Below are 11,550 nucleotides of genomic sequence, written 5' to 3' on the forward strand. Positions count from 1 at the left end.
TGCCGCGGGCGGGCGCAGTACTCACCAGCCGACGCAACACTAAGCAGCCGACGGCCGTGGAACGTCGAGGTGGCGAACGACCGGACTCGTCAGGCGGATCGAGAGACCGATGAAGCCATCGCGACGAGCGGCGTTGCGATACCGACTCGGCGCTCTGCTAGCTCAACGACATTCTTCAGCAACATGGCTCTTGTCATAGGTCCTACTCCGCCCGTTGCGCGAGTCCAGCGTCCCGCGACACCTTCAACGTCCGGATGAACATCGCCAAGAATGCCCTCGACCGTTCGCGTGATCCCTACGGAGAGCACGGTGGCGCCAGGCTTGATCCAATAGGGCTGCACGAGGTGGGCCACACCGGCGGCAGCAATTACGACATCCGCCACGCGGGTGTGCGCGGCCACGTCAACCGTTGCTTCGTTGACCATGGTGACGGTCGCGTGCTCGCTCGGACGTGTCAGCATCAACCCCAGTGGACGACCAACCGTAGTACCGCACCCGATGACGCAGAACTGTGATCCCGTGATCGGCACGTCGTTGCCTCGAAGCAGTTCCAAGATCCCACGCGGCGTACAGGGAAGTGTCCCAGGCTGATTGAGAACTAATCGACCAAGGTTGACGGGATGAAGCCCATCAGCATCCTTTTCTGGATCGATCGCGTTCAGCACTATGTGCGTGTCGATGTGCGAGGGAAGCGGAAGTTGGACGATGAACCCGGTGCACCGCGGGTCCTCATTCAGTTGTTTCACTGCGTCGAGCACAGAAGTCTGGGAAGCATCTGACGGGAGGTCGATACGGATCGACTCCACGCCCACTTCGGCGCAGTCGCGGTGCTTGCCGCCCACATAGGAGCGCGAGCCGGGGTCGTCTCCGACGAGGATCGTTCCAAGACCCGGGCGTTGACCGAGCGCCTCAACGGCGGCAATCCGCGGCACAAGTGAGTCCTTAACGCCTCCGGCTGCAAGGTTACCGTCCAGGACGAGGGCCTTTCGGTCCATCAGGTCTGGGCCTTTCTGATACACCGTGCCAGTGGACAGCAATCAAGGATGAAGGCGCGCTGCGCCCTGTTCCCGCGTGCCGAGTTACCGGCGCGACCCGGCACGAGCATGGTTCACCGTTCCTGATTCGACGCGTTTGCACCATTGTTCGATGGCACAGCCGTGGTGCCTCGTGTCGATGCACCGACGCATGGCGAGCGGCGTTTTGGTGCGGCACCGTGCGCGTAACGAAAGGTGGCTTCATGGGAACCCAGCAACTGCCTGGCCGGGCGCAGGTCGTGATCGTGGGCGGGGGCATTATCGGGACCAGCACCGCCTATCACCTCGCTCGTCGGGGGTGGACCGACGTAGTCCTCCTCGAGCGCAACACATTGACATCAGGTACGACCTGGCACGCAGCCGGTCTCGTGACCCAGGCGCGGGGTAGCTGGGGAACGCGTGAGGTCGTGCAGAGAAGCCTCGAAGTGTTTCGGACACTGGAGGAGGACACCGGATTCTCGACGGGCTTCGTCAAAACCGGAACCATCAACTTGGCGACGTCCGCCGACCGGCTTGAGGAAATGAAGCACCTCGCCAGTGTCGTGCGCGGCAACGGCATTGATGTCCAGCTGCTCGACACGGACCGCACTCTGGAGCTGCACCCTCTCCTGAACCCTGACGGGCTCCACGGCAGCCTGCACTTCCCCGAGGATGGGCGGGGCAGTGCCACGGACACGACCATCTCGTTGGCGCGAGGGGCTGCTCAGAGAGGTGTGCGGATTATCGAAGGAGCCGTCGTGACGGACGTGCAGACAGCTGGTGGACGGGTCACCGGCGTTAGCACGACCATGGGCGACATCGAGGCCGAGTACGTCGTAAACGCGGGCGGTATGTGGGGGCGGGAACTCGGTGCGATGGCGGGCGTAGAAGTTCCACTCCAAGCGCTGGCCCACTACTACGTCGTGACCGAGGCGATTCCGGACCTCCCGCGAAACCTGCCCACTGTTAAGAGTGGTGACGAGTACTCCTACGTCAAGGACGAGGCTGGCGCACTGATGGTCGGCTTCTTCGAGCCGGGCAGCTACCCCTGGGCATCGCGTGGGATCCCGGTGACGGATGGCTACATCCAGCTCCCCGAGGACTGGGATCACTTGGGACAGTTCTACGAGAAGATGATCGAACGTGTCCCGATCCTCGCCGATGCAGGCATCAGACTGCACTTCTGCGGACCCGAGAGCTTCACCCCTGATGGGCAGTACCACCTTGGCGAGGCTCCAAACTTGCGCAACTTCTTCGTTGCTGCGGGCTTCAACTCTGTCGGCTTCTTGTCTGGACCCGGCGCCGGCTCGGTCTTGGCGGACTGGATCGTCGACGGGCGCAGCCCGGTGGACCTTCCCGAGACTGATCTGGGTCGCGTCCAGCGCCATGAGACGAATCGTCGCTTCTTAGAAAAGCGGGTCGTCGAGTCGTTGGATCTTGCATACGAGATTCATTGGCCGTTCCAGCAGCGCTCCTCCGCCCGACCGCTGCGGATGAGTCCGCTCTACGAGCCGACGTCACAGGCGGGCGCGGTGTTCGGCGAGCTCGCCGGGTGGGAGCGGGCGAACTGGTACGCGCCGGCTGGCATCGAACGCCGCTATGAGTACTCATTCGACCGTCCCAACTGGTTCGACCACTCGGCGCGGGAACACCGTGCCGTCCGTGAGTCCGTTGGCATGATCGACACATCGTCCTTCGGAAAGCTCCTCGTCCAGGGTCGAGATGCGGTCCACGTTCTCAACCGCCTCTCGGTGAATAACGTTGACACCTCGGTAGGTCGTATCACTTATACGCAGTGGCTCAACGAGCACGCCGGCATCGAGGCCGACGTCACGATTACGCGCATTGCTGACGACCAGTTTCTCGTGTTGTCGGGGCCTGCCACGATCAACCGCGATTGTGCGCACCTTCGGCGGCACATCCGCGGGGATGAGTACTGCACCGTCGCGGACATAAGTGGCAGTTTGGCCATGCTCGCGGTGATGGGACCGCTCGCACGCGACCTGCTCGCGCCGTTGACCGACGCCGATCTGTCCAACGAAAACTTTCCCTTCGGTGCGTCGCGTGAGATCGACCTCGGCCTGACTTACGTGCGTGCCACCCGAGTGACCTACGTCGGCGAACTGGGATGGGAACTCCTCATTCCGGCTGAGAGTGCCCGCCACATCTGGGATGTGCTTCAAGATGCTGGACCACCGCACGGGCTGTCGCCCGTCGGATATCACGCCATGAACTCGTTGCGGCTCGAGAAGGCCTACCGCAGCTGGGGCCACGACATCTCCGCCGCTGACAACCCGACTGAGGCCGGCCTGTCGTTCACCGTGAAGTGGGACAAGCCGTCTGGGTTCGTTGGCCGAGAGGCCCTCTTGAAGGTAAAGAGCGAGGGCGTTGACCGACGTCTCGTGCAGTTCCTGCTGGAAGACACCAATGCCCTCCTCTTCCACGACGAGCCGATCTATCGAGAGGGCCACCTGGTCGGACGAGTGGCATCAGCCCAGTACGGACACGCCCTTGGCGGTGCTGTGGCGCTCGGCTGGGTCCAAGCTCCTGAGATCGTCCCCCGCGGTTGGTTCGAGGCGCAGCCGTACGAGATCGAAGTGGGTGGGCGACGAGTACCGGCCCGGGCGTCTCTCAGCCCTATGTACGACCCCAAGTCCGAAAGGCCCAAGAGCTGATGCACGATCTGATCCTGACCCTCGCCTGCAGCGACAGGCAGGGAATCGTAGCCATGGTGGGAGGCTTCCTGGCTGACCGGGGTTTCACCATCCGCGACAGCCAGCAGTTCGGTGATGAGGAGACCAACCTCTTTTTCATGAGGGTCCACGCGGCACTTCTCCCAGACCGGCCCATCGACTTTCATCAGGTCCGAGCTGAGTTCGGTGAGTCCGTTGGCGAGGTCCTTAAGGCAGATTGGGCGATCCATGATCCCCGTCACAAACATCGGGTGCTCGTCATGGTCTCGCGGCAGGGTCATTGCCTCAACGACCTGCTGCACCGCGTCCGGACTGGCTCGATGCAAGCCGACGTTGTTGCTGTGGTCTCCAACCACGACGACCTCCGAGAGCTGGTGGAGTGGCATGGCATTCCCTTTCACCACGTCCCGGTCACGCCCGAGACCAAGAACTGGGCGGAGACGGAGCTACGGAAGCTGGTGTCGTCCTATGACGCCGAGTCGGTCATCCTTGCCCGATACATGCAGATCCTCTCCAACGAGCTCTGTAAGGATCTTGCCGGCCGAGCCATCAACATCCATCACAGCTTGCTGCCTAGCTTCAAGGGTGCTCGCCCGTATTTTCAGGCGCACGCACGTGGGGTGAAGGTCATTGGCGCGACGGCCCACTACGTGACAGGTGACCTGGATGAGGGGCCAATCATCGAGCAGGACTTCATTCGCGTCGATCACTTGCACTCGGCAGCCGACCTGACCGCCGTCGGTCGAGACCTGGAAGCCCTCGCTCTGGCACGAGCTGTGATGGCGCACGCTGAGCACAAGGTCTTGATGAATGGCACGAGAACAGTGGTTTTCCGATGAGCTACAGGTGGACGATCCCGCCCGAGTGGGATCCCCCAAACGGTGAAACGGACTGGTACCCGGACGCCGTGAACGCTGCGGCGGGAGCACACATTGTCTTGGGTGAGAACTAGCAAGACGGTGAACTCCGCAGGTGGCTCATTCGGCCCTGAGAAGGCTCAAGGTACGCAGCGCCAGATAAAGCTCGGCCTGAACTCCGAAGTCTTGGAGGTCGGCCCCCGTGAGTTTCTCAATCTTTTTGATTCGGTACACGAGCGTCTGCTTGTGAATGTCCAGGCGCTTGGCACCTTCCTGCCATGATCGATTCGCCTCAAAGTAGACCTGCAACGACCGAACCAGCTCCGCATCGTGCTCGTCGTCGTACTGAATCAAGGTGCCAAGAAGGCGTCGCACCACGAGCTCACCCTCTGCGACCGTGTTAGGCATGAAGTAGGACCCGTGTGACCCGTAGACCGCCGAATCGGTTCCGGCCTGCCTAGCACTCTCTAGTGCCCATCGGGCTTCCCGGAACGCGTCCGCGAAGCGAGAAACGGCCGAGAACGGTTGGCTGACGCCCTGCGTTGCGCCGAGGTTCTCGAAGTCGAGCCCCTGCTCGTACTGCTCATGCAGAACGGCAACGAGATGAGTGTCGTCGACGTAGGCATAAAGATGGGGCCACGAGACGAACGCCAAGGCATCCACGACGGGGCTGGACGAGGGATCGTGGCCCTCCGAAGCCGTTCTTGCTCGCCATGCCGTCACTCGCCACGGTCCTGCACCAAGCCCAAGCGCTGCCATCTGGGAAACGGCCGCCTCGGGAGCGATGGTCCCGTTCAACATGTCTCGAGCAAGTCCCGCGGCACGAGCCCTCACCCGCGACGCCCGCGCAGCCCGCCGCTCGACCTCGAATTCTGCGATAGTCGCTGCATGCTGGGCCAGGACGAGGTCTGGGGCTTCTCTGGTCTCAGCTGTCCGCAAAACAAGAGCAGCCGCATCGTTCGTGCCGATAGGCACCAGCAGAGCGGAGACTTGGCCGTCCTTGATGCGATTGAACGCAGACAACTTGCCGTCCTGCCGCGCGACACGATCCAGCACTTCCATGCGAAGTGTCTCTGGAATGTCGCTGCGGCTCGGTAGGAGTTGACGGCCTCGCTTGAGATCCAACACATTGAGGTCCGCACGCAGCTCAGCGGCGCACAGGTCGAGAAGGTCGTCTCCGGCACCCGCCATCTGCGTGCGGCGCAAAATGTTGTATAGCCGCAGCACCCGTGAGGCACGCGAGCTCCCCTGGCCTCCGTTGGCTTCTGCGACGAGGCGTGCGATCGTGACAAACGGGACGCTTCGAGCCGTGAGCAGGATGGGGAAGCCGAGGTCGTCTGCTGTCCTGAGGGCCTCACTCGTCAGAGGCGGTGCGACGAAACCCTCACCAAGGGCTAATCCCGCGATGTTGGCCTGCGCGAGCTCACGGACAAAGTCCGTCTGGCCATCAGGATCAGATGGAAAGCTGTACCCGTCGGTCATCAACAGGTCCCCACTGCCGAGCCAGTTCCAAGGATCCTCGACCTCGCAGGTGTGTGCCCACGTCACCTGCCGGTTGCGCCCGCTTCCGCCGGCGACGAGCCGTGTGCGGACCAATGGGTCCTCGATCAGAGAATCGACGGTGAAGTGCACTTCAACATGGTCCCACGCCATGTGGGTGTCGGGGCTGCGTCCATTCTGGAAGCCCCGAGCAGGGAGCTACGCAATTAGGTAAACGCCTAGGTCGGGCAGCGTGGATGATCTGTCAAGCTTTCGGTACTGTCTTGTTGGGCGACCGCCCGACGCCCGGCTGGCCCGCGAAGGCTTGAGCGATGGTCATCCACCGCTGGGCGTTCTGACCTCTCACCACTAGAGCGGTGTCGGCGATGTGGCAGCGCTGCGTGACGACGAGGCAGAACTCTTTCGCGTCCCCGACCACGGACTCATCTGCATCCTCGGGTCCCCAGGACCACGAAGAGAAGCCGTCAGGAGCCGACAGTTCAACGCGGATGTTGGCATCAGGAACAGACAACCCGCGCGTCCTGAAGCTGTTGGCGAAGGCAAGCACCCCGATGCGCGCCACGTGTGCGAGCCGCGCGGTTGGCTCGCGAGTGACGCCAAACGTGTCGGCGACGTCCTGGCCGTGCGCCCAGGTCTCCACAATCCTTGCCGTGAGCTTGGATGCCAGGCTCATCGGCGGTCCGAACCAAGGCACTCGCGTCGACGGTTCCGCGACGGTCGCGGCGTCGCGGAGCTCTCGATTCTCCGAGCGCCACCAAGCAGTGGTCGCTTCTCCGTCACGCCACTGATTGCCTCGACCGATGCCGTCAATGTAGGCCTGCAGGTCCGTGAGGCCGTCACGGAGCGAGGCGAACTCGACAGGGCTCTGAATACTGAGCCGGGTCAGGTGATCGAAGTGAGCGAGGTGCGACACCTGGTCGTGAACGTTCCACCCCACCGCGGGAGTGGGTGTCTGCCAGTCGGCCCGTGCCAGTCCGTCGAGAATGGGCAAAACCGAGGCCACCTCGTCACGCAGGTCGATCACCAGGGAGGGGACGACGCCTGTTGCAGCTGGAGAGGTCACGATCACAATCCCAGTTCTTGCGCAGAGGTCTCGCGCATCTCCACCTTGCGCACCTTGCCGGTCACCGTCATCGGAAAGTCCTCGACCACTCGTACGTAGCGAGGAATCTTGTAGTGCGCCAGCTTGCCGTGGCAGAACGCCTGAACTCCGGCAGCGTCGAGTGCGGGTGCGCCCGCCTTGAGCCGGATCCAGGCGCAGAGTTCTTCGCCGTACTTCTCGTCCGGCACGCCGATGACCTGAACGTCCTCAACGTTGGGGTGGGTGTAGAGGAAGTCTTCGACCTCACGCGGATAGATGTTCTCGCCACCGCGGATGACCATGTCTTTGATGCGACCCACAATGTTGCAGTAGCCGTCCGTTCGCATCTCGGCGAGGTCTCCGGTATGCATCCACCCTTCGGAGTCGATGGCTTCTGCAGTCTTCTCGGGGTCGTTCCAGTAGCCGAGCATCACGGAGTAGCCGCGGGTGCAGAACTCCCCCGCCTGGCCGCGCTCGACCGTCTCTCCTGAGATGGGGTCGATGATCTTGATCTCTAGGTGCGGGTGGACTTTCCCGATCGTGGCTGTGCGTCGGTCGAGGTCGTCGTCGACGCGGGTCTGGCATGACACCGGAGATGTCTCGGTCATGCCGTAGGCGATCGCCACTTCGCTCATGTGCATGTCGTCGACGCAGCGTTTCATCACCTCCGCCGGGCAGATGGAGCCCGCCATGATGCCGGTACGCAGGGAGGAAAGGTCGTGGTCGGTGAAGGTGGGGTGGTTCAGCATCGCGATGAACATGGTGGGGACCCCGTACACGGCGGTGCATCGCTCTGTCGCGATGGTCCGCAGAGTGATTTCCGGGTCGAAGCCTGGCGCTGGAATCACCATGGTTGTGCCGTGGGACGTGCACCCGAGGTTGGCCATCACCATGCCGAAGCAGTGATAGAAGGGCACCGGGATGCAGAGACGATCTTCCGGTCCTAGTTTGATGAGCTCGGTCGTTAGGTAGCCGTTGTTGAGGATGTTGCGGTGGCTCAAGGTGGCGCCCTTGGGGCGACCGGTCGTTCCTGAGGTGTACTGGATGTTGATGGGGTCGTGCGCCTCAAGCGACTCGAGGCGTTGCGCGACCGCGTTGTCCCCGACGTAGGAACCTTCTGCGACAAGCGTTGCCCAGTCCGCCGTGTCGAGGAACACCACCCTCTCGAGGGCGGGGCACTCGTTCCTGGTCTCTTCAACCATCGCACGGTAGTTGCTGGTCTTGAATCCGGTCGCGGCGATCAGCATCCGCATCCCGGACTGGTTGACTGCATACGCGAACTCGTGGGTTCGATAAGCGGGATTGATGTTGACCAGCACGATGCCGAGCTTGGCCGTGGCGTACTGCACGATGGTCCATTCCGCGCAGTTCGGTGCCCACATGCCGACCCGGTCGCCCTTCTCGATGCCGGCGGCCAGCAGTCCACGGGCGAAGGCGTTCACATCGGCGTCGAGTTCGGCCCATGTCCAGCGTCGATTGCTGGCCACCTCGACGAGTGCCTCTCGGTCGGCGTGCGCAGCGACCGTCCGCTCGAAGTTGGCACCAATGGTTTCTTCCAAAAGGCGACCCTCACCCAGAGCGCTCTCGTAGGCCGGATTGTTCGTCATGTCTGGACTTTAGATACGACCATGATGCGGAGACACCTCCGATCAGAGGTGCGGTCGAGGCCGCGATGTTGCATGCTTGACGTGGCGCCTGTCACACAACCTTGGGCTAGGAAGGAGGCGTGCCTGTGCCGTCGGCGATCGAGTTGGTACTTACCCGTCTGGCTCCGGCCTTGCCATCGTGGCGCAGCGTCGCTGGGACCAACCTGGCGTTTGGGAGCATCGTCGACCCAGAGTCCGGAACAGGCCGGATCCTTTGTGTTGTAGGCGCGAAGACGCAGGCGCTGAATAACCTGGAAATAGTCACAGGCACGGGGCTCGGGGGAAGGGCGCTGGCCCTATCGCGGCCGACGAGCGTGGCCCGCTACGAGTCCGCAAGAGGTATCACTCACCACTACGACCATGCGGTGCGCAGCGAAAACCTGGTCACGGCGGCGGCGGTTCCCATCGTGGTCGATGGAAGGCCGCGGGCGGTCGTATACCTGTGCAGCACAGCCGAGCTCTCCCTGGGTGATCGCTGGTTCGACGCTCTCGATCCCCTCCGGCGGCGCCTTCAGCACGAGATCCTCGTCGAGGATGCGGTGCACGCTCGCCTGGCACAGATGGCCACCCAAGTCCCCCCGCAGTCGGGACCGGGGGCCGCCGAGCTTGCTGCTGTCGTCCGGGAGCTTGGGGATCTGTCTGAGGAACTGGCCGACCCTGCCGTCGCTGCGCGGCTAGAGCTGATCCGGCAGCGACTGGGAGGTGGTCCTTCCGTGCGTCGCGGCGCCGTGCTGCCGGATGGGACGCAGTTGACCCGCAGGGAAATGCAGGTGTTGGTCGAGGCTGCGCGCGGGCACACGAATCGGCAGATAGCGGAGCATCTTGGGCTGCTCCCCAACACGGTCAAGTCGTACCTGCAAGACCTGATGCGCAAACTGGGATGCGCCAACCGGGTGCAAGCGATCGCCTACGCACGCGATGCTGGCTGGATCGGCTAGGCCTGAGCAACCCGAAATCGTCGCCGATCAGACGCGCCGCCCCATTGATTTGGGCGGTGCTTCGGCAGCGCTCGCGCATCGTGGGCACCGTTCACCCTCCAGTGTTTCGAATGGCAGGGTCAAGAACTTGTTCCACGACAGCGCGGACTTTCCACACAGCGTGATCGTGGTGCCCATCTCCTTGCCGTGGACAGGCGGTACCGGCATCTTCACGACATGACCGTCGATTGCGTGTGCGCTCGAGAAGGGTGCTGTCGCAACTGCGGTGGAGATGCTTTGCGGGGACATCATGGTGTCACCAAAAGAGGTTGCGTCTTCTCCCGCACCTCGTCCTCGGTGACGCCGGGGGCGAGCTCGACGAGCCTGAGCGCGCGGTCGCCGAGGGTGCCCGACGGCGCGACCTCACCGGTCGCGGGGTCGATCACGTCGATGACCGCCAGGTCGGTGATGATCCGCTGCACGACGCGCTTGCCGGTGTAGGGCAGGTCGCACTCCTCGAGGATCTTCAGCGACCCGTCCTTGGCGGTGTGCTCCATCAGCACGATCACCCGCTTGGCGCCGTGGACCAGGTCCATCGCGCCGCCCATGCCCTTGACCATCTTGCCGGGGATCATCCAGTTCGCGATGTCGCCCGCGGCCGAGACCTGCATGGCGCCGAGGATCGCGGCGTCGATCTTGCCACCGCGGATCATTCCGAACGACTGCGCGGAGTCGAAGAACGACGCCCCCTTGCGCAGCGTCACCGTCTCCTTGCCCGCGTTGATCAGGTCGGGGTCCTCCTCACCCTCGAACGGGTACGCCCCCACCCCGAGGATGCCGTTCTCCGACTGGAGCACCAGCTCCACGTCGTCGCCGACGTAGTTGGGCACCAGCGTCGGCAGGCCGATGCCGAGGTTGACGTACGACCCGTCCCTGAGCTCGGAGGCCGCCCGTGCGGCCATCTCCTCACGCGTCCAGCCCGTGCTCCCTGCCATCCGGATCAGCCTCCCAGTCCGTGCGTCGCAACGTCGTCGACCAGGGCGTCCCCGGCCGAACCAGCCCTCGCGGGCTCGGGTCGGGGCCGCGTGGTGACCTTCTCGATCCGCTTGTCCTTCGCCTGCTCCGGGGTCAGCGCGACCACGCGCTGCACGTAGACCCCCGGGGTGTGTACGTCGTTGGGGTCGAGCTCGCCGGGCTCGACGAGCTCCTCGACCTCGGCGATCGTGACCCGCCCGCACATCGCGGCGAGCGGGTTGAAGTTGCGCGCGGAGTCGCGGTAGACGAGGTTGCCGTGGCGGTCGCCCTTCCGGGCCCGCACCAGCGCGAAGTCGGCCACGATGGCCTCCTCCAGGACGTACTCCCGCTCACCCTCGGCCGTGCTGAAGACGCGCGTCTCCTTCGGCGGCGAGGCGACGATGACGTTGCCCTCGGTGTCGTACTTCCACGGCAGGCCGCCCTCGGCGACCTGCGTGCCGACACCGGTCGCGGTGTAGAAGCCCGGGATGCCCGAACCTCCCGCGCGCATCCGCTCGGCCAGGGTCCCCTGCGGCGTCAGCTCGACCTCGAGCTCACCGGAGAGGTACTGCCGGGCGAACTCCTTGTTCTCCCCGACGTAGGACGAGATCATCCGCCGCAGCCGCTTCGCGAACAGCAGCCGACCGAGGCCCCACTCGTCCACCCCGCAGTTGTTCGAGACCGCCTCCAGGTCGGTCGTGCCGGCCTCCAGCACCGCCTCGATGAGGACCGACGGAATGCCGCACAGTCCGAAACCGCCAACCGCGAGCCTCGCACCGTCCGGAATGTCAGCCACGGCAGTGTGGGCGTTCTTCACAACCTTGTCCAT

9 protein-coding genes are annotated in these 11,550 nt (G+C 63.7%); 3 read left to right on the top strand and 6 right to left on the bottom strand.

Going from position 1 to position 11,550, the window contains the following annotated elements; translation table 11 throughout:
* Window positions 1-89 precede the first annotated feature (89 nt).
* Window positions 90-995: a tetrahydrofolate dehydrogenase/cyclohydrolase catalytic domain-containing protein gene (locus EUA94_RS19460; protein WP_091201947.1), complete on the bottom strand. Its 906-nt coding sequence runs from the start codon at window positions 993-995 to the stop codon at window positions 90-92.
* A gap of 242 nt (window positions 996-1,237) precedes the next feature.
* On the opposite strand from EUA94_RS19460, the gene EUA94_RS19465 reads away from it, so the two are divergent.
* On the top strand, window positions 1,238-3,688 hold the full coding sequence (locus EUA94_RS19465) for a GcvT family protein (protein ID WP_091201890.1): 2,451 nt from the start codon (window positions 1,238-1,240) through the stop codon (window positions 3,686-3,688).
* Window positions 3,688-4,545 carry a formyltetrahydrofolate deformylase gene (purU, locus tag EUA94_RS19470; protein WP_198554435.1) on the top strand — a complete coding sequence of 286 codons (858 nt, stop codon included), beginning with the start codon at window positions 3,688-3,690 and terminating at the stop codon, window positions 4,543-4,545. Before EUA94_RS19465 ends, purU begins: the two co-directional genes overlap by 1 nt.
* Window positions 4,546-4,683: 138 nt before the next feature.
* On the opposite strand, the gene EUA94_RS19475 is transcribed toward purU, so the two are convergent.
* From EUA94_RS19475 to EUA94_RS19485, 3 genes are all read right to left on the bottom strand, one after another.
* Window positions 4,684-6,195 carry a PucR family transcriptional regulator gene (locus EUA94_RS19475; RefSeq protein WP_165357052.1) on the bottom strand — a complete coding sequence of 504 codons (1,512 nt, stop codon included), beginning with the start codon at window positions 6,193-6,195 and terminating at the stop codon, window positions 4,684-4,686.
* Window positions 6,196-6,307: 112 nt separating this feature from the next.
* Window positions 6,308-7,126: a TIGR03084 family metal-binding protein gene (locus EUA94_RS19480; protein ID WP_175507471.1), complete on the bottom strand. Its 819-nt coding sequence runs from the start codon at window positions 7,124-7,126 to the stop codon at window positions 6,308-6,310.
* Window positions 7,127-7,128: 2 nt separating this feature from the next.
* Entirely contained in the window at window positions 7,129-8,751 is a 1,623-nt protein-coding gene (locus EUA94_RS19485) for an AMP-binding protein (protein ID WP_091201894.1), read from the bottom strand.
* A 119-nt stretch (window positions 8,752-8,870) separates the two neighbouring features.
* Between EUA94_RS19485 and EUA94_RS19490 the strand changes: the two genes are divergently transcribed.
* On the top strand, window positions 8,871-9,728 hold the full coding sequence (locus EUA94_RS19490; protein ID WP_129428527.1) for a helix-turn-helix transcriptional regulator: 858 nt from the start codon (window positions 8,871-8,873) through the stop codon (window positions 9,726-9,728).
* A gap of 287 nt (window positions 9,729-10,015) precedes the next feature.
* Here EUA94_RS19490 and EUA94_RS19495 read toward each other — a convergent pair whose 3' ends face one another.
* Together EUA94_RS19495 and EUA94_RS19500 are read right to left on the bottom strand one after the other, a co-directional pair.
* Window positions 10,016-10,702, bottom strand: coding sequence for a 3-oxoacid CoA-transferase subunit B (locus tag EUA94_RS19495; RefSeq protein ID WP_091201898.1), 687 nt, complete (start codon window positions 10,700-10,702; stop codon window positions 10,016-10,018).
* Window positions 10,703-10,707: 5 nt separating this feature from the next.
* Window positions 10,708-11,550: a CoA transferase subunit A gene (locus tag EUA94_RS19500; RefSeq protein WP_091201900.1), complete on the bottom strand. Its 843-nt coding sequence runs from the start codon at window positions 11,548-11,550 to the stop codon at window positions 10,708-10,710.

The organism is Nocardioides zhouii, assembly GCF_004137345.1.
Lineage (GTDB): Bacteria > Actinomycetota > Actinomycetes > Propionibacteriales > Nocardioidaceae > Nocardioides > Nocardioides zhouii.

Excerpts from the sequence above, each read along its gene's own strand:
- EUA94_RS19500 (WP_091201900.1), bottom strand. The coding sequence starts at position 11,550 with ATGGACAAGGTTGTGAAGAACGCCCACACTGCCGTGGCTGACATTCCG.
- purU (WP_198554435.1), top strand. The coding sequence starts at position 3,688 with ATGCACGATCTGATCCTGACCCTCGCCTGCAGCGACAGGCAGGGAATC.
- EUA94_RS19465 (WP_091201890.1), top strand. The coding sequence starts at position 1,238 with ATGGGAACCCAGCAACTGCCTGGCCGGGCGCAGGTCGTGATCGTGGGC.
- EUA94_RS19460 (WP_091201947.1), bottom strand. The coding sequence starts at position 995 with ATGGACCGAAAGGCCCTCGTCCTGGACGGTAACCTTGCAGCCGGAGGC.
- EUA94_RS19495 (WP_091201898.1), bottom strand. The coding sequence starts at position 10,702 with ATGGCAGGGAGCACGGGCTGGACGCGTGAGGAGATGGCCGCACGGGCG.
- EUA94_RS19485 (WP_091201894.1), bottom strand. The coding sequence starts at position 8,751 with ATGACGAACAATCCGGCCTACGAGAGCGCTCTGGGTGAGGGTCGCCTT.